Genomic DNA, 17,985 nt, shown 5'->3' on the forward strand with positions numbered 1-17,985 from the left:
TTGCAGGGAATAGTACGGGTGCCATCGGTCGATGTCGAGGTGTCGTAATCGGACAGTCACGCTCAGCGCGCGCCCCGGCCCTGAGCCGCCGAGTGCAGCCACCGCAGCGCGTCCGCGGTGACCCCGTCGGCGAAGACGCCGGACAGGCCCGCGTCGGGCAGGTCCGTCGCCAGGAAGCCCGGCAGGACCGCCGCGGCGCCCGGGAACGGCATGTCCAGGTGGTACTCCGAGGCCACCACCAGGCAGGTGATCCCCGCGGCGGTCGCGGCGGCCAGCCCGGGCGGGGAGTCCTCGACGGCGACGGCCTCCCGGGCCTCGACGTCCAGGCGGGACAGGGCCCGCAGATAGGCCTCCGGGTCCGGCTTGAGCTCCGCCACGTCGTCCCCGGTGACGACGGCGGCGAACCCGATGTCGTCGAACAGTCGCTTGAGCAGGATGCTCACCCACTCCCGGCGGCCGGTCGTGGCGATCGCGACGGGCACGCCGCTGTCGCGGAGCCCGGCCAGCAGCTCGTGCACGCCGGGGCGCGGGAACAGCGGGCCGGCGCGCAGCCAGGCGGCGAAGTGCGCGGTCTTGGTCCGGTGCAGGACCCGCGCCGCACCGGCCGGGTCGCTCAGGCCCTGCTCCGCGAGGTACCACGCCAGCCGGTACCGGCCGCCGGTCACGGCAAGCAGCCGGCCGTACTCGGCCACGTCCCAGTGGAACGGCAGCCCGTGGTCGCGGAACGCCTGATTGAACGCCTGGCGGTGCCCGTCGCGCTCGGTCTCCGCGAGGGTGCCGTCGACGTCGAAGATCACCGCGCGCAGCGGGCGCGGCATGGAAGCCTTCACCGTTGGTACACCTCCTGCATGAGGTGGAACAGCAGCATCTCCTGGGTGATCGCGAGCGGCTCGCTGTGCGCGCCGTCGGCGAGCCGGCCGAGCCCGCGGGGAATCTCCCGGCCCCGGCCGACCACCTCCCAGAGCGCCCTGGCCGGCAGCCGGGCGTCCTCGGGTGCGGCGCGCCCGTGCACCCGGAGGCGGTCGACGGCGTTGCCGTCGTCGTCCCGGACGACGCCCAGGTCCATTGCCGCGCCGGCGCCGTCGGCGAGCAGGCTCGCCAGCGGCGGGTGCTGCACCGTCGGGCGCAGCAGCAGCTCGGCGGTGGAGGGCGCGCCCGGCGGGTCGGAGCCGTCCTGTGCCGGCGCGAACCGCACGACGATGTCGGCGAAGCGGCGCTGCGGGCGGATGTACGCGGCCGAGTCCGGCTCGCGGCGGGCGAGCTCGCGGCGCACCTCGGCCTCGGTGTAGCCCCGGCCGGTGGTGTCGCGGCGGATCTTCCACCGGTGCCGGAGCTCCTCCGGCGGGTCGACGAAGACGGTGACGTCGAAGCAGGCCCGCGACAGCTTCGAGAAGAGCGGGAACAGGCCCTCGACGATGACGAACGGGCGCGGCCGCAGGTATTCGGGCCGGGCGAAGGTGCCGCGGCGGTGGTCGTAGACCGGCTTGAGGATCGGCTGGCCGATGGCGAGCAGCTGGAGGTGCTGTTCCATGATGTCGAGGTGGTTGGCCTGCGGCGACAGCGCGGTCAGCCGCAACGCCGAGCGCTGCGCCCGGTCGTACCGGTGGTAGTCGTCCACGCAGATCGAGGTGCAGCGGCGCGGGCCGATCGCCTCGGCGAGCCCCCGCGCCAGCGTGGTCTTGCCCGAGCCGCTGTCGCCGCCGACCGCCAGCATGACCGGGCGCGCGCCGACAGGCCCGCCGGCGGCGCGCGCCGCGGTCATGCCCGGATCCGGCGGCGCATCAGCCGCAGGATCATCGGGGTGAAGATCAACTGCATCGCGAGCTCCATCTTCCCGCCCGGCGCGACGATCACGTTCGGCCGGGACATGAAGGAGTCGTGCAGCATCGACAGCAGGTACGGGAAGTCGATGCCCTTCGGGTCGGCGAAGCGGATGACCAGGAAGCTCTCGTCGGCGGTCGGAATGGTGCGTGCGATGAACGGGTTCGAGGTGTCCACCGTGGGCACCCGCTGGAAGTTGATGTGTGTCTGCGAGAACTGCGGGCAGATGTGGTGCACGTAGTCCGGCAGCCGGCGCAGGATCGTGTCCATCACCGCCTCCTCGGAGTAGCCGCGCTGGGTACGGTCCCGGTGCAGCTTCTGTATCCACTCCAGGTTGATGATGGGCACGACGCCGATGCGCAGGTCGGCGTGGCGCGCCACGTCGGCGTCCGGCGTCACGATCGCGCCGTGCAGCCCCTCGTAGAAGAGCAGGTCGGTGCCGGGCGGGATCTCCTCCCACGGCGTGAAGGTGCCCGCGTCCTGCCCGAACGGCGCGGCCTCCTCGTCGTCGTGCAGGTAACGGCGCAGCCGCCCGGTGCCGGTCTTGCCGTACTCCTCGAAGAGCGCCGCCAGCTCCGGCAGCAGGTTCGCCTCCGGCCCGAAGTGGCAGAAGTTCGGGTTGCCGCCCGCCGCGGCGGCGGCCGTCTCCTTCTTCATCTCCTCCCGGTCGAAGCGGTGGAACGAGTCGCCCTCGACGATGGCGGCGGTGAGGCCCTCCCGGCGGAAGATGTGCTGGAACGTACGGGTCACCGACGTGGTGCCGGCGCCCGATGAGCCGGTGATGGCCACGACGGGGTGCTCGGCCGACATCAGCCGGCCCGGAACATCGAGCGCACGTTGAACAGCGAGCCGTCGAAGCTCTCGTCGCCCGGCTCGCCGTGGTAGCGCTCGATGCGCTCGACCTCGGCCCGCGAGCCGAACACCAGCGGCGCGGCCTGGTCCAGCCGCGCCGGGGCGAGCTCCATGGTCCGGCCGCGCCCGGTGCCGGCCCGCCCGCCCGCCTGCTCGACGAGGAACGCGATCGGGTTGCACGCGTGCATGAGCCGCAGCCGGCCGGGCCGGCCGGGGTTGCTGTCGGCCGGGTAGAGCACGACGCCGCCGCGGGTGAGGATGCGGAACGCGTCCGCCACCAGCGAAGCCACCCAGTGCATGGTGAAGTCCTGTTCCCGGGGCCCGCTCCGCCCGGCCAGGCACTCGCCGATGTACCGCCGCACCGGCGCCTCCCAGAAGCGCTCGTTGGCGCTGTTGATGGCGAACTCGCGGGTCTGCTCGGGCACCCGCATCCGCGGGTGGGTGAGCACGAACGCGCCGATGTCGCGGTCGAGGGTGAAGCCGTCGACGCCGTCGCCGGTCGTCAGGATGAGCATGGTGGCCGGCCCGTACAGGGCGAACCCCGCGCAGACCTGTTCGGTGCCGGGTTGCAGGAAGTCCTCGATTCGCGGATCGGCGCCCGGGCGGGGGGTGCGCAGCACCGAGAAGATCGTCCCGGCCGACTGGTTCACGTCGATGCCGTCCGAGCCGTCGAGCGGGGAGTAGGCGAGCAGGTACTTGCCCCGCCGGTACGGCGCGGGCACCGCCACGATGCCCCCGCTCGCCGCGGACGCGGTGGCGGCCAGGTGCCCGCCCCACAGGGTCTCCGCCGTCATCACCTCGTTGCTCGCGCGGGCGAGGCGATCGGCCGGTGCCGCCAGCCCGCCGCGGTTGACCTGGTTGGCGATGATCTTCACGGCCGTGGCGATCGCGTTGAGCAGGCCGGAGAAGTCGCCCGTCGAGTCGAGATGCCGGTGCTCCTGCTCGATGGTGTGCCGGGTGAGCGTGATGCGCCCGCGGGGCGCGACCAGGCCGGCGGCGGTCTCGGTCAGGTTGGGCACGGTGGTCTCCCAACGGTCGGGCCGCGACGGCGGCGTCACGGGCTGCGCCGAACGTACGGGCGCGGCGGCCCGCGTGCCTCACCCGCGCGGGCGGGTGGGCGGATGAGATCGGGCCACCCGGAACACCAGTTCGCCCGCGTGTCGCGGCTGGGTGAGGTGGCGCAGGAACAGCTCGGTGGTGGCGGTCGGCGCGGCCGTGGTGACGGCGTGCCACGGCCGGCTCAGCGGCGTGCCGGGCGCGGGTATCCGGCGCAGCGTTCCGGCGCGCAGGTGCGCCTCGACGGCGTCGGTGGAGACGAGGGTGATGCCGAGGCCGAGGGCCGCCGACGACACCACGGCGCCGACCGAGCCGAGCGTCAGCAGCGGCGGGTCGATCTGCATCCGTTGCAGCAGCGCGAGCGTCGCGTCCCGGGTGCCCGAGCCGGCCTCCCGCAGCAGCCAGTTCACCGTCGCGAGGTCGTGCTCCGCGCCCGGCGCGGCCACGACCACCATCGAGTTCGCCCGGGTGGCCCGGGTGACCTGGCCGGCGCCGGGCCGGCCGCCGATGACGAGGTCCAGCCGGTGATCGGCGAGCAGCGCCGCGACCCGGTCGCGGACGCCGATGTCGAGCGTCACCTCGACCTGCGGGTAGCGCTCGCGGAACGAGGCGAGCAGGCCCGGGATGAGCGCCTCGCCGGCCGTGGTGACCGCGCCGATCCGCAGCCGCCCGCGCTCCGCGTCCACGCCGCGCCGGGCCGCGGCGACGCTCTCGTCGAGCAGGCCGAGGATGCGCCGCGCGTAACCGGCGAACACCTCGCCGCCCTCGGTCAGCCGCAGCCCCCGCCCGCTGCGCTCGAACAGCACGACGCCGACCTCGCGGTGCAGCGCGGCCAGCGAGGCCGAGACGGCCGACTCGGTGACCGACAACCGCTGCGCGGCGGCGCGCGCGGACCCACACTCGACGATCGCCAGGAATGTCTGCAACCGGATCGGGGTCATCGGCCCACAATAGACAAGCGAACGCTCAAGTGAACCCGGTGAAAGCTCGCTGGACGGATGGAGTGTCCGAGCGGCAGGGTCGATCGCATGACCAGTGAGGACCGGTGGAACCCCGGGGTACGCAGCTACGCGAGCATGGGCTACTACGACGCCGACTACGTACCCAAGGAAACCGACGTGCTGGCGGTGTTCCGGGTGACGCCGCAGCCCGGCGTCGATCCGGTGGAGGCGGCGGCCGCGGTGGCCGGCGAGTCGTCGACCGCCACCTGGACGGTCGTGTGGACCGACCGGCTGACCGCCAACACCCACTACCAGGCGAAGGCGTACCGGGTCGATCCCGTACCCGGCCGGCCGGGCGAGTACTTCGCACACGTCGCCTACGACCTCGACCTGTTCGAGGAGGGTTCGATCGCGAACCTGACCTCGTCCATCATCGGCAACGTCTTCGGCTTCAAGCCGCTGCTCGCGCTGCGGCTGGAGGACATGCGGATCCCGGTGGCGTACGTGAAGACCTTCCAGGGTCCGGCGCACGGCATCGTGATGGAGCGCGAGATGCTCAACAAGTACGGCCGCCCGCTGCTCGGCGCCACCGTCAAGCCGAAGCTCGGCCTGTCGGCCCGCAACTACGGCCGGGTGGTCTTCGAGGCCTGCCGCGGCGGCCTCGACTTCACCAAGGACGACGAGAACATCAACTCGCAGCCGTTCATGCGCTGGCGGGACCGGTTCCTCTACTGCATGGAGGGCGTGAACCGGGCGATGGCGGAGACCGGTGAGATCAAGGGCCATTACCTGAACGTCACCGCGGCGACCGTCGAGGAGATGTACGAGCGGGCCGAGTTCGCCAAGGAGCTCGGCAGCGTCGTCATCATGATCGACCTCACCATCGGGTACTCCGCCATGCAGTCCATGGCCCACTGGGCCCGCCGCAACGGCGTGCTGCTGCACCTGCACCGGGCCGGGCACTCCACGTACACCCGGCAGAAGACGCACGGCGTGAGCTTCCGCGTCATCGCCAAGTGGTGCCGGCTGATCGGCATCGACCACGTGCACGCGGGGACCGTCGTCGGCAAGCTCGAGGGCGACCCGGCGACCACCCGCGGCTTCTACGACACGCTGCGCCTGGATCACATCCCGGCGAACCCGGAGCACGGCATCTACTGCGACCAGGACTGGGCGAGCATGCCCGGCGTCATGCCGGTCGCCTCGGGCGGCATCCACGCCGGCCAGATGCACCAGCTCGTCGAGCTGCTCGGCGAGGACGTCATCCTCCAGTTCGGCGGCGGCACGATCGGCCACCCGATGGGCATCGCGGCCGGCGCCGAGGCGAACCGGGTGGCGCTCGAGGCGATCATCAAGGCCCGCAACGAGGGCAAGGACCTGCTGCGGGAGGGTCCCGGCGTGCTGCGCGCCGCCGCGCAGCGGTGCGGCCCGCTCGACGCGGCGCTCTCCACCTGGGGGGACGTCACGTTCGACTACGCCGCCACCGACGCGCCCGATGTCATCGCGACCGCGAGCCGATAGGAGACACACCCATGTACCTGCGCCACGGAGCCTTCTCCTACCTGCCCGAGCTGACCGACGACGAGGTGGCCGCCCAGATCCGGTACGCGCTCGACAACGGCTGGCCGGTCTCGATCGAGTACACGGACGACCCGCACCCGCGCAACGTCTACTGGGAGATGTGGGGCCTGCCCCTGTTCGACCTGACCGAGCCCGACGCGGTGCTGCACGAGATCCACGACTGCCGCGCCGCGTTCCCGCGGCACTACGTCCGGGTGCTCGCGTACGACGCGCGGCTCGGCCGGCAGACCACGGCGCTGAGCTTCCTGGTGCAGCGCCCGCCGCACGAGCCGGGCTTCCGGCTGGAGCGCACCGAGGCCACCGACCGGGTCCAGCGCTACACCCTCCAGCCGTACGCGACCGAGGCGCCCGCCGGCGCGCGCTACTCGCCCGAATGACCGGCGGATTCTCGATGCGTCCCGGCCCGGCTGCGCCGGAGCGGGAGCTCCTGGCCGGGGACGCGGTCATCGACATCAACGCCGACGAGGGCGCCGCGCAGGCCCGCGCGGTGCTGGCCGGGTTCGACACCGAGACGGTCGGGCTCACCGCGGTCAAGCGGCGCCTGGCCGAGATCGCGGCGCTGCTGCTGGTGAGCCGGGCCCGCGCCCGGTTCGGGCTGTCGGCCAGCAGCCCGTCGCTGCACATGAGCTTCACCGGCGGGCCCGGCACGGGGAAGACCACGGTGGCGCTGCGCATCGCCGAGCTGCTGCACGGGCTCGGCTACCTGCGTACGCCGCGGGTGGTCGCGGTGACCCGCGATGATCTGGTCGGCCAGTTCATCGGGCACACCGCGCCGAAGACGAAGGAGGCGATCGCCCGGGCGGCCGGCGGGGTGCTGTTCATCGACGAGGCGTACTACCTGCACCGCCCCGAGAACGAGCGGGACTACGGCCAGGAGGCGGTCGAGATCCTGCTCCAGGAGATGGAGTCCGGGCGCGGCTCCCTGGTGGTGGTCTTCGCCGGGTACGCGGACCGGATGGAGAAGTTCCTGTCGTCGAACCCGGGGCTCAGCTCCCGGGTGGCGCACCACATCCGCTTCGACGACTACAGCCACGACGAGCTGGTGCAGATCGCCGAGCTGATGCTGGCGCGCGACAGCTACCGGTTCACCCCGGACGCGCGCGCGGCGTTCGAGTCCTACGTCGAGCTGCGGATGGCGATGCCGCGGTTCGCCAACGCGCGCAGCATCCGCAACGCGCTCGAGCGGTGCCGGCTGCGCCAGGCGATCCGGCTGGCCGCCCTCGGCGGGACGGTCGGCCTCGCCGAGCTGACCGAGCTGACCGCCGCCGACGTGCGCGGCAGCAGCATCTTCGCGCAGGCGGGCTAGGCCCGGTTTGCCCGATATCGCCCGTCGGCGCCGAGTGGGCCCGGCCCGGCGGGCGATATCGATCGATGTGAAGTTCCCTTGAACCGATCAACGGCGCGCACTGCGACAACACAATCGTGATATTAAATATTCGCATTCCATTTACGAATATGTAGTGCGCCGAGTTGACGCTTTCCCGGGAAAAGCTTAGCGTGTGGGCGATCCATTCGAGCGAATCGCGGACGTGCCCTCCACAAGAAGGATGCGTCCCGATGAGCCGTGCCTTCCACAAGGAGGAATTCGTGGTCCCCATCCATCACATCGGCGTGCTGGCGACCAGCCTGTCCACAACGGCCGCGCTGCTCGCACCGGGCACGCCCGCCGCGGCGGCACCGGCGGCACCGGCGCCGAGTAGCCGCCTGGCGCTCGCCGTCTTTCCCGCAGGACAGGCCACCGGGCCACTGCGGCTGGCGATCCTGGAGTGCGACCCGGACGGCGGCACCCACGCGGCCGCGGGATCGGCCTGCGCCGATCTGCACAAGGTCGACGGCGATCTCACCGCACTCGCCGACGACGATGCAATTTGCACGCGGGAATACCGGCCGGTGACCGCCATTGCGAGAGGTACCTGGCAGGGCGACCCGGTCGCCTACACCGAGACTTTCCCGAACCATTGCGTCCTGCTCAGCGCCACGGGCGAAGTATTCGATTTCTGAACACCCACCCCGGAAATTCCCACGCCTGAGACGAGGACGATGCAATGAAGCAGCTGTTCCGCAACCTGACCATGACCGCCGCCGTGCTGACCGCCCTGCTCACCGCCAACCCGGCCGCCGCGGCCGCGGCGCCGCACACCGAGTCGGTCACGGTGACCCGCTCCGGCGGCTTCGCCGGCCACACCGAGTGGTACGCGGTGGACTCCACCGACCGCGACGAACGCGCGCAGGAGGCGCTGAGCGTGACCGCCGAGCTGCGGTTCCGCGTGCTGCGGCCGGCCTACCTGCCCGCCAACCCCTGCTGCGACCGCTACCGCTACGAGGTGGTCGCGCGCTACAGCGACGGCACGGTCAAGACCGTCGTCACGATGGACGCCGTGCCCGGCACGCCCGACGTGCTCACCGAGGTCATCGACCTCGTCACCACCTCAGGAGCCCTCACACAGGCGTAACGGTCCGTCAGCCGGCGCCGGCCCGCAGGTGACCGCCTGCGGGCCTCGGCCGTCTCCGTATCTTGATAGCGTCGTCGGCGGGAGGACGTCATGGACACTCGAACGCTCGGCCAGGGACTGCGGGTCTCCGCCCTCGGCCTCGGCTGCATGGGCATGAGCCAGGCATACGGGCCGAACCCCGGCGACCGCGACGAGATGATCGGCGTCCTGCGTGGCGCCGTCGAGGCCGGCGTCACGTTCTTCGACACCGCCGAGGTCTACGGCCCCTACGTCAACGAGGAGCTGGTCGGCGAGGCCCTCGAGCCGCTGCGCGACCGGGTCGTCATCGCCACCAAGTTCGGCTTCGACATCGGCGGCGGCCGCACGCACGGCGTGGACAGCCGTCCCGAGCACATCCGCCGGGTCGCCGACGCGTCGCTGCGGCGGCTGCGCACCGACCGGATCGACCTCTTCTACCAGCACCGGGTCGACCCCGCCGTGCCCATCGAGGAGGTCGCGGGCGCCGTCGCCGAGCTGGTGGCGGCGGGCAAGGTCGCGCACTTCGGGTTGTCCGAGTGCGCGGCCGGCACCATCCGCCGCGCACACGCGGTACACCCCGTCACCGCCCTGCAGAGCGAGTACTCACTGTGGACCCGGGAGATCGAGGCCGAGATCCTGCCGGTCCTCGACGAGCTCGGCATCGGCCTGGTGCCGTTCAGCCCCCTCGGCCGGGGCTTCCTCACCGGCGCCGTCAGCAGCACGACCGACTTCGCCCCCGACGACATCCGCGCCACGATTCCCCGGTTCACCCCGGAGAACCGGGCCGCCAACCAGGCGCTCGTCGAGCTGGTCGGTCAGGTCGCCAAGGCGCACGACGCGACGCCCGCGCAGGTCGCCCTCGCCTGGCTGCTCGCCCGCCGCCCCTCGCTCGTGCCGATTCCCGGAACGCGGCGGTGGTCGCGCCTCGACGAGAACCTCGGCGCCACCCGGCTCGACCTGTCCGGCGCCGACCTCGCGTCGCTGGACCAGGCGGCCACCCGCGTCGGCGTGGCGGGCGCCCGTTACAACGAGGCGCAGCAGCGCATGACGGGGCTCTGAGCCGGGCCCCGGTCACTCCGGCTTCCGGCGGGAGACCCGCCAGCTGGCGGCGATGGAGGCCAGGACGATCAGGACGCCGGCCCCCACGCCGACCTCGGCCAGGTGGAGCTGGCCGGGATGGTTCTTCGTCACGGCGGTCTCGGCGAGGCTCTCGCTGCGCCAGATCACCGCGGTGCCGATCCCCGAACCGCCGAGGAACACCACGAGCGGTTCGCGGCCGATGACGCCGACCGTCCACTTCTTCGTCTCGGGGTCGTAGATCGCCCCGATGGATCCGCGCACCTCGGCCCGGTCCGGGTGCAGTTCCTCGCCGGGGATCAGCCGCAGGTCCTCCTCCGGACCGGGGTCGACCGCGACGTCGTCGTCGATCAGGAACGGACGGTCGTCGTCCGGTGGCCGCCGGACCTGTACCCGTCGTGTCGGCTCTGGCTCCTGCTGTATCCGGCGGCCGGCCGACATCCCCCACAGCTTGCGCAGTTGCCACACAGGCCTTCCCCCTCGGTTCCGCCTGGCCGAAAAGTCTGTTGAATAACCTCCAGGAAGCCCATCACTACCTACTGTTAAATGTAGATACGCCAGGCTCCGCGCGGCAACAAGGAGTCTCCTCGGAATGGCATTCGCCGACGAGAAAAACGGATACACGGAACACCAGGGTTGTTATACCTTTCCCGTAGTAGCGCTAAAGACGTACGCGTGCCCTCCACCCCAGGTCAGCGGGCACCCGGTGTGAGTTCTGTCGGACGTTGTACGTTCCGTTGGACCGTTCCTGAACACGGGTTAGAGTTGCCCGGAGAGGTGCGTATGACGGGTACCTGCGACCAGTTGTCGCGGCCACGGAAACCGAATGATCACCGCGCTGCGACCGGGCGGGCATTGAATGCCCACACCTCCGGAAGGAGGATGAGCAGGTGCCCTTTTTCAGGGCCGTTACTCAGTGGGCGTCAGCCCGCTCGAAGAGCAGGAGAGACGCATGGCGAGCGCGGATGTGGCAGAGCGAGCGGAAACCGGCACGACACTGACGAAGTTCACGATCAACCTGGTCCGGCGTGCCGTTCGCGCACTGGAGGTCGCCACCCAGGTGACCGGCGACAACCGGACCGACACGTTCAACCGGGCGATCCAGGTCTACGCCTACATCGTCAAGGCCGAGGACGAGGGCAAGTCGGTCTTCATCGTGGGGCCGGACGGCAGCAAGGAACGCCTGCTCCTCACCTGACGAGCCGGGGAGGTGAGGGTGGGTGCCGTCCCATAGCCGCCGCGCCCTCCCCCCGGCCCCCAGCGAACGACCCACCCGCACCCCTTCCGGATATCCCATCCAACCTATGGGATATGTATGTGAGCTGGATCACAAAGTAGCTGACGTGGACATGCCGCGGCACTTAGGTTGCTCACATGAATCGAAGCAAGCGCCTGACGCGGCGCCGCTTCGTCGACTACCTCCGGGTGTGTACCTGCGCCTGTTGAGTCCGACGGCGGCCGCGCACCGCACAGCAGTCATCTGACCACGCCGTCACCACTCTCCCCACGCCGTCTGCACTGACGCACGCGGCGCGATGAAACCTGCCCTCACACCGACCGGCGATCCACACCGGCCGGTCGTCGCCACATACCCAGCGCAAGGAGCGTTCCATGAAGACACCCAGATTCGCCGTCGCGGCCTCGTTGGCCGGCGTACTGCTTGCCGCCTCCGCGCTCACCGCCTGCGGTTCGTCCGACGACGCCGGCGGCGCACAGACCAAGGAGCTGCGCTACCAGGGCTGGGTGGGTCAGGTGACGCCGACCGAGCTGGCCGAGGACCTCGGATACCTCGGCGACGTGAAGCTCAAATGGATCGGCAACACCATCAGCGGCCCGCAGGACATCCAGGCCGCGACCACCGGCGACATCGACTTCGGCGGCGCGTTCAACGGCGCGATCGTCAAGCTCAAGGCGTCCAAGGCGCCGATCACCGCGGTGATCGGCTACTACGGCTCCGACAAGGACAGTTACAACGGCTTCTTCGTGCTGAACGACAGTCCGATCAAGACCGCCAAGGACCTGATCGGCAAGAAGATCGGCGTCAACACGCTCGGCGCGCACTCCGAGGCGATCACCAAGACCTACCTGAAGCGCAACGGCCTGACGCCCGAGGAGATCAAGCAGGTCGAGCTGGTCGTGGTGCCCCCGGTCAACACCGAGCAGTCGCTGCGGCAGAAGCAGATCGACGTCGCCTCGCTCAGCGGCCCGCTGCGGGACAAGGCGCTCGAGCGCGGCGGCGTCCGCCCGCTGTACACCGACTTCGAGCTGCTCGGGCCGTTCACCGGCGGCAGCTACGTGCTGCGCAACGACTTCCTCAAGAAGAACCCCGACACGGTACGCACGTTCGTCACCGGCACCGCCAAGGCGATCGAGTGGGCACGCACCCAGCCGCGCGAGACCGTGATCGAGCGGTTCCGCACGATCATCGCCAAGCGCGGCCGCAACGAGGACGACAGCCAGCTCAAGTTCTGGAAGAGCTACGGCGTGGCCGGCAAGGGCGGCACGATCGTCGACACCGAGTTCAGCACCTGGATCGAGTGGCTGGACAGCATCGGCGAGCTCAAGAACGACAAGCTCAAGCCCGCCGACATCTACACCAACGAGTACAACGAGCTGGCCACGGGCGGCGCGCAGTGAGCACCCCGAAGATCAAATTCGAGAACGTCGGCAAGGTATTCCAGGCCCGCGGAACGACGGTCACCGCGCTGCAAGAGATCAATTTCGAGGTACGCGCCGGGGAGTTCCTGGTCATCGTCGGCCCTAGCGGCTGTGGCAAATCGACCCTGCTCGACCTGCTCGGCGGCCTCGCGAAACCGACAAGCGGACGGGTGCTCGTCGACGACCGGCCGATCACCGGGCCCGGCCTGGACCGGGGCGTCGTCTTCCAGCAGTACGCCCTGCTGCCGTGGCGCACGGCGCTGGCCAACGTCGAGTTCGGCCTGGAGGCCAAGCACGTACCCCGGAGGGAGCGCAAGGAACGGGCGCGGGAGTACCTGGACCTGGTCGGGCTCTCGGGCTTCCACGACCGGTACCCGCACGAGCTCTCCGGCGGCATGAAGCAGCGGGTGGCGATCGCCCGCAGCCTCGCCTTCGACCCGGACGTGCTGCTGATGGACGAGCCGTTCGCGGCGCTGGACGCGCAGACCCGCGACGGCCTCCAGGACGAGCTGCTGCGGATCTGGGAGAAGACCGGCAAGACCGTCGTCTTCATCACCCACGGCATCGAGGAGGCGGTCTACCTGGGCCAGCGGGTCGCGGTGATGACCGCCCGTCCCGGACGCATCAAGCAGGTCGTCGACATCCCGATCACCGCCCGTTCGGCCACCGAGGACCTGCGCTCCGACCCGCAGTTCGCCCGGTACCGGCGCGAGATCTGGACCCTGCTGCGCGACGAGGTGACCAAGGCCCGCAGCGAGGAGCTGGGCCCGGAGAACAAGACGAAGGAGCCGGCCAGTGTCTAGCCTCACCGATTCCCCGGTCGCGATCCGCCAGGCGCCGCCGCCCGCGCCGGTCGCCGCACCCTCCTCCCCCGTTGTCGTGGCCTCGGCGCCGGCCGGCTACCCCCGGGTCCGCCGCGTCCTGCGCGGCGCGGGCTCCGTCGCCACGAGCCTGGTCGCGGTGACCGCCCTCGCGGTCGTCTGGGAGGTGTTCCCCCGGCTCGGGCTGGTCGACGCGACGTTCCTGCCCCCGCTCTCGGAGGTGCTCAGCGCCTGGTGGCAGCTGGTGCTCTCGGGCGAGCTGCTCGACCACACCCAGGCGAGCCTGAGCCGCTCGCTCGCCGGGTTCGGCCTGGCCGTACTCGCCGCCATCCCGCTCGGCCTGCTGATCGGCTGGTACAAGCCGGCGGCGACCCTGCTCAATCCGCTGCTCGAGGTGTTCCGCAACACCGCGGCGCTGGCCCTGCTGCCGGTCTTCGTGCTGATCCTCGGCCTGGGCGAGACGTCCAAGGTGGCGATCATCTTCTACGCCTGCTCGTGGCCCATCCTGCTCAACACGGTGAGCGGCGTGCGCACCGTCGACCCGCTGCTGATCAAGTCGGCCCGGTCGCTCGGGCTCGGCCCGCTGCGGCTGTTCCAGAAGGTGGTGCTGCCCGCCGCCGTGCCCACCATCTTCACCGGGATCCGGCTGGCCGGCGCGTACTCGATCCTCATCCTGATCGCCGCCGAGATGGTCGGCGCCAAGGCCGGGCTCGGCTACCTCATCAACTACGCCCAGTACAACTTCGCCGTGCCCGACATGTACGCCGGGATCATCACGATCTCCGCGATCGGCCTCGTGGTGAACCAGCTCCTGGTCATCGCCGAACGCCGCTTCTCCACGTGGCGCACCACCAGCTAGGAAGGAACCGCATCATGACGATCGCTCCCACCACCCCGGACGTGCGCCGCATCGGCGGCCGCATCGGCGCCGAGATCGTCGGGGTCGACCTGTCCCGGGACATCACCGCGGACCTCGGCGCCCGGCTCAACACCGCGCTCGTCGAGCACAAGGTGCTCGTCTTCCGCGACCAGCACCTCGACGACGAGGCACATCTGCGGTTCGCCGGGGCCTTCGGCCCGCTGACCACCGCGCACCCCACCGTGCCGTCGGTCGACGGCCAGGCCAACATCCTCGCGGTACAGGGCGGCGAGGGTGCCCGCGCCAACGCCTGGCACACCGACGTGACCTTCGTGGTCGCCCCGCCCAAGGCGACCACGCTGCGCAGCCTGGTCATCCCGCCGTACGGCGGCGACACCCTGTTCGCGAACACCGCCGCCGCCTACGCCGACCTGCCCGAGCACCTGCGGCTGCTCGCCGACCGGCTGTGGGCGGTGCACACCAACGACCACGACTACGCCGAGCACCCGCAGTTCCGCACCAGCGAGGCCGAGGAGTACCACAAGGTCTTCGTCGGGCAGCGCTACCGCACCGCGCACCCGGTGGTCCGCATCCACCCCGAGTCCGGCGCGCCCAACCTGTTCATCGGCGGGTTCGCGAGCAGCATCATCGGGCTGTCCCAGACCGAGTCGCGCGACCTGCTGCGCCTCTTCCAGTCCTATGTGACCCGGCCGGAGAACACCCTGCGGCACCACTGGGCGGTCGGCGACGTGGTGGTCTTCGACAACCGGACCACCCAGCACTACGCCGCCGACGACTACGGCGACCTGCCCCGCAAGCTGCATCGGGTGACCGTCGCCGGCGACGTGCCGGTCGGCGCGGACGGCGCGAAGAGCCACGTGCTCGAGGGCGACGAGGCCGGCCACTACACCCCGCAGGCCGGCCGCGTGAGCGAGCTTGCGAGCGAACCATCAACTCAGCGCCCACCGAATGGCACCGCCGGAGCGCCAGCGGAGGCGGTGGCATGAGCCGCCGGCCGGGACAGCTTCACCTGAACGCGTTCCTGATGGGTGTCGGGCACCACGAGGCCGCGTGGCGGCTGCCGGAGAGCGACCCGCACGCCGAGGTCGACGTCGAGCACTACAAGAACCTGGCCCGCATCGCCGAGCGGGGCAAGCTCGACTCGCTCTTCCTCGCCGACGGGCCGGTGCTCTGGGACCAGGTCGGGCGCCGCCCGTCCGGGGTGCTCGAGCCGACCGTGCTGCTCACCGCGCTCGCCGGGGCGACCGAGCGGATCGGCCTGATCGCCACCGCGTCGACCACCTACAACGAGCCCTACAACCTGGCGCGGCGGTTCGCCTCGCTCGACGTCATCAGCGGTGGCCGGGCCGGCTGGAACATCGTCACCACGGCGAACCTCGACGCCGCCCGCAACTTCAACCTGGACCACCTGCCGACACACCGGGAGCGCTACGAGCGGGCCACCGAGTTCGTCGACGTCTCGCTCAAGCTCTGGGACTCCTGGGACGACGACGTGGTGCTCGCCGACAAGGCCAGCGGCGTGTGGGGTGACCAGGAGAAGATCTATCCGCCGGAGCACAACGGCAAGCACTTCCGGGTGGCCGGCGCGCTCAACGTGCCGCGCACCCCGCAGGGCCACCCCCTGCTGGTGCAGGCCGGCTCGTCGGAGAACGGGCGCAACTTCGCCGCCCGCTACGCCGAGGCGATCTTCACCGCGCACCAGACGCTCGCCGACGCGCAGGAGTTCTACGACGACATCAAGCGGCGCGCCGCCGAGCACGGCCGGGACCCGGACCACGTCAAGGTCCTGCCGGGCATCGTGCCGCTGATCGGCGCGACCGAGGCCGAGGCGAGGGAGCTCGAGGCCGAGCTCAGCCGGCTGATCCGGGCCGAGACCGCGCTGCCCATCCTGGCCGAGCTGCTCGGCGTGGACATCGCCGACCTGCGGCTGGACGAGGAGCTGCCGGCGAACCTGCCGGCCGAGGAGGAGATCGAGGGCGCGAAGAGCCGCCGCACGCTGGTGGTCAACCTCGGCCGCCGCGAGCGGCTCACCGTCCGCCAGATCATCGCCCGGATGGGCGGCGGGCGCGGGCATCTCACCTTCGCCGGTACGCCCGCGCAGGTCGCCGACGCGATCGAGAACTGGTACGACAACGGCGCGGCGGACGGCTTCAACATCATGCCGCCGGTGCTCCCGTCCTCGCTCACGCGCTTCGTCGACGAGGTGGTGCCGATCCTCCAGGAGCGCGGCCGGTTCCGCACCGAGTACACCGGTCGCACGCTGCGCGAGCACTACGGGCTGCCACGCCCCGCCAACCGCAACACCACCACCAAGGCCGCGGCGCCCGCCGCACTGCGATCTTGACCGAGGTCCCGGTCCTCGGTGGCGGTCCGGCGGCGCAGGCCGCCGCCGGACCGCCGCCGGGGCGGCCGAACCTGACCGCACCCCGCGCACCGGCCGTCCTCGCCGGGCTCTGCCTGGCCACCTCCGCCTACTCGGTGCTCCAGTCGCTCGTGGTACCCGCCCTCGGCGTCTTCCGCCGCGAGCTCGGCACCACGCCGTCGGGCGCCGCGTGGATCCTCACCGCGTTCCTGCTCAGCGCGTCGGTCTCCACGCCGCTGCTGGGCCGGCTCGCCGACCTGCACGGCAAGCGCCGCGTCATGCTCGGCGCGCTCACCGCGATGAGCGTCGGCTCGACGATGTCGGCGCTCGCCGACGGGCTCGGGCCGATGGTCGCCGGGCGGGCGGTGCAGGGCCTCGGCGGCGCGGTCTTCCCGCTCTGTTTCGCCCTGATCCGCGACCACCTGCCACAACAGCGCCGCCCCCGTGCGTTCGTCGCCGTCTCCACCGTGATGAGCGTCGGCGGCGCCGCCGGAACGGTCGCCGCGGGGCCGCTGCTCTCGGTGGCGTCGTCGCGGTGGCTGTTCGGCATCCCCGCGCTGCTGTCCGCGCTGGCCGCGATCCCGGTGGCGGCGCTGCTGCCGCGCGGCACCCGGCGAGACGACGGCGGCCGCGTCGACTGGCCCGGCGCGGTGCTGCTCGCGACGTGGCTCGGCCTGCTCCTGCTGGCGATCAGCCTCTCCGGCACCTACGGATGGACGTCGCCACGGGTGCTGGTGCCCGGCCTGGCCGTGCCGGCGGTCGCGGCGCTGTGGGTGGTCGTCCAGCGCCGGACCCGGCATCCGCTCGTCGACCTGCGCACCCTGGCGCTGCCGACGGTGCGCGCCACCAACGCCGCCACCCTGCTGCTCGGCGTCGGCATGTTCGGCTCCTGGATGCTGGTGCCGCTGCTTGTCGCCCAGCCGGCGAGCAGCGGGATCGGCTTCGGCGCCAGCCCCACCGTCGTCGGGCTGGTGATGCTGCCGACGGCCCTGGGCACGCTGCTGGTGATGCCCGTGCAGAGCCTGCTGGTACGCCGGCACGGGCCGCGCGCGGCGCTCGCCGCCGGAACCGCGACGGCCGGAACGGCGTACCTGATGCTGGCCGTGCTGCACGGCACGCTCGCGCAGGTGTGCGTCGCCGTGCTGGTGATGGGCGCGGGGGTCGGCCTGGCCTTCGCGGCCGTCGGCGCCCTGGTGGTCGAGGCGGTGCCGCGCGAGCAGACCGGGGTGTCCGCCGCGATCAACACCGTCATGCGCACGGTCGGCGGGAGCCTCGGCGCGACCCTGGGCGGGACCGTGCTGACCTGGTCGGCGGGGTCGGGCGGCGTGCCGAGCCCGCGGTCGTACTCGATCGCAATGGTGGTCTTCGCGGCCTCGCTGTTCGCCGCGCTGCTCTGCACGCTCCGGATCCCCCGCCCGGTCCACGTGCCCTGAACGCGGTCGAGCCGCCCGGCGGATGCCGGGCG

19 protein-coding genes are annotated in these 17,985 nt (G+C 71.4%); 13 read left to right on the forward strand and 6 right to left on the reverse strand.

Features of this window, described 5'->3' with window-relative positions:
- Positions 1–62: 62 nt before the first annotated feature.
- The 5 genes from BJ971_RS22860 to BJ971_RS22880 form a co-directional block, all read right to left on the reverse strand.
- Positions 63–830, reverse strand: coding sequence for an HAD-IA family hydrolase (locus tag BJ971_RS22860; protein ID WP_184995278.1), 768 nt, complete (start codon positions 828–830; stop codon positions 63–65).
- Entirely contained in the window at positions 827–1,762 is a 936-nt protein-coding gene (locus tag BJ971_RS22865) for a phosphoribulokinase (protein ID WP_203709259.1), read from the reverse strand. Before BJ971_RS22865 ends, BJ971_RS22860 begins: the two co-directional genes overlap by 4 nt.
- Positions 1,759–2,631, reverse strand: a complete 873-nt coding sequence (locus tag BJ971_RS22870; RefSeq protein ID WP_184995279.1) for a phosphoribulokinase — start codon at positions 2,629–2,631, stop codon at positions 1,759–1,761. Before BJ971_RS22870 ends, BJ971_RS22865 begins: the two co-directional genes overlap by 4 nt.
- Positions 2,631–3,692, reverse strand: a complete 1,062-nt coding sequence (locus tag BJ971_RS22875; protein ID WP_221478825.1) for a class 1 fructose-bisphosphatase — start codon at positions 3,690–3,692, stop codon at positions 2,631–2,633. Before BJ971_RS22875 ends, BJ971_RS22870 begins: the two co-directional genes overlap by 1 nt.
- 78 nt (positions 3,693–3,770) lie before the next feature.
- Positions 3,771–4,670 (reverse strand): LysR family transcriptional regulator, encoded by a 900-nt coding sequence (locus BJ971_RS22880; RefSeq protein ID WP_184995280.1) that lies wholly within the window; start codon positions 4,668–4,670, stop codon positions 3,771–3,773.
- Between the two features lie 87 nt (positions 4,671–4,757).
- On the opposite strand from BJ971_RS22880, the gene BJ971_RS22885 reads away from it, so the two are divergent.
- From BJ971_RS22885 to BJ971_RS22910, 6 genes are all read left to right on the forward strand, one after another.
- A complete protein-coding gene (locus BJ971_RS22885; protein WP_184995281.1) occupies positions 4,758–6,191 on the forward strand; it encodes a form I ribulose bisphosphate carboxylase large subunit in 1,434 nt (477 codons plus the stop codon).
- Between the two features lie 11 nt (positions 6,192–6,202).
- Complete coding sequence (locus tag BJ971_RS22890; protein WP_184995282.1) at positions 6,203–6,628, forward strand: ribulose bisphosphate carboxylase small subunit; 426 nt, start codon at positions 6,203–6,205, stop codon at positions 6,626–6,628.
- The gene (locus tag BJ971_RS22895) at positions 6,625–7,557 is read left to right on the forward strand and encodes an AAA family ATPase (RefSeq protein WP_184995283.1); all 933 of its coding nucleotides are present in this window, start codon (positions 6,625–6,627) and stop codon (positions 7,555–7,557) included. Before BJ971_RS22890 ends, BJ971_RS22895 begins: the two co-directional genes overlap by 4 nt.
- Positions 7,558–7,808: 251 nt before the next feature.
- On the forward strand, positions 7,809–8,252 hold the full coding sequence (locus tag BJ971_RS22900) for an SSI family serine proteinase inhibitor (RefSeq protein ID WP_184995284.1): 444 nt from the start codon (positions 7,809–7,811) through the stop codon (positions 8,250–8,252).
- Positions 8,253–8,296: 44 nt separating this feature from the next.
- On the forward strand, positions 8,297–8,704 hold the full coding sequence (locus BJ971_RS22905; protein WP_184995285.1) for a hypothetical protein: 408 nt from the start codon (positions 8,297–8,299) through the stop codon (positions 8,702–8,704).
- 90 nt (positions 8,705–8,794) lie between these two features.
- Complete coding sequence (locus tag BJ971_RS22910) at positions 8,795–9,781, forward strand: aldo/keto reductase (RefSeq protein WP_184995286.1); 987 nt, start codon at positions 8,795–8,797, stop codon at positions 9,779–9,781.
- Positions 9,782–9,793: 12 nt separating this feature from the next.
- Here the strand turns inward: BJ971_RS22910 and BJ971_RS22915 are convergent, their stop codons facing one another.
- Complete coding sequence (locus BJ971_RS22915; RefSeq protein WP_184995287.1) at positions 9,794–10,267, reverse strand: hypothetical protein; 474 nt, start codon at positions 10,265–10,267, stop codon at positions 9,794–9,796.
- Positions 10,268–10,751: 484 nt separating this feature from the next.
- Here BJ971_RS22915 and BJ971_RS22920 point away from each other — a divergent pair, with 484 nt between their 5' ends.
- The 7 genes from BJ971_RS22920 (at position 10,752) to BJ971_RS22950 (ending at position 17,953) form a co-directional block, all read left to right on the forward strand.
- Positions 10,752–10,997 (forward strand): hypothetical protein, encoded by a 246-nt coding sequence (locus tag BJ971_RS22920; protein WP_184995288.1) that lies wholly within the window; start codon positions 10,752–10,754, stop codon positions 10,995–10,997.
- Positions 10,998–11,410: 413 nt separating this feature from the next.
- Positions 11,411–12,436 carry an ABC transporter substrate-binding protein gene (locus BJ971_RS22925; protein ID WP_184995289.1) on the forward strand — a complete coding sequence of 342 codons (1,026 nt, stop codon included), beginning with the start codon at positions 11,411–11,413 and terminating at the stop codon, positions 12,434–12,436.
- Positions 12,433–13,260: an ABC transporter ATP-binding protein gene (locus tag BJ971_RS22930; RefSeq protein ID WP_184995290.1), complete on the forward strand. Its 828-nt coding sequence runs from the start codon at positions 12,433–12,435 to the stop codon at positions 13,258–13,260. Before BJ971_RS22925 ends, BJ971_RS22930 begins: the two co-directional genes overlap by 4 nt.
- Complete coding sequence (locus BJ971_RS42245; protein ID WP_239087425.1) at positions 13,253–14,137, forward strand: ABC transporter permease; 885 nt, start codon at positions 13,253–13,255, stop codon at positions 14,135–14,137. The genes BJ971_RS22930 and BJ971_RS42245 overlap by 8 nt, the downstream gene beginning before the upstream one ends.
- A 14-nt stretch (positions 14,138–14,151) precedes the next feature.
- Positions 14,152–15,144 (forward strand): TauD/TfdA dioxygenase family protein, encoded by a 993-nt coding sequence (locus tag BJ971_RS22940; RefSeq protein WP_184995291.1) that lies wholly within the window; start codon positions 14,152–14,154, stop codon positions 15,142–15,144.
- Positions 15,141–16,502, forward strand: coding sequence for an LLM class flavin-dependent oxidoreductase (locus BJ971_RS22945; protein WP_184995292.1), 1,362 nt, complete (start codon positions 15,141–15,143; stop codon positions 16,500–16,502). Before BJ971_RS22940 ends, BJ971_RS22945 begins: the two co-directional genes overlap by 4 nt.
- On the forward strand, positions 16,499–17,953 hold the full coding sequence (locus tag BJ971_RS22950) for an MFS transporter (RefSeq protein ID WP_184995293.1): 1,455 nt from the start codon (positions 16,499–16,501) through the stop codon (positions 17,951–17,953). The genes BJ971_RS22945 and BJ971_RS22950 overlap by 4 nt, the downstream gene beginning before the upstream one ends.
- The last annotated feature ends 32 nt before the right edge of the window (positions 17,954–17,985 follow it).

It is taken from the genome of Amorphoplanes digitatis, from assembly GCF_014205335.1.
Lineage (GTDB): Bacteria > Actinomycetota > Actinomycetes > Mycobacteriales > Micromonosporaceae > Actinoplanes > Actinoplanes digitatus.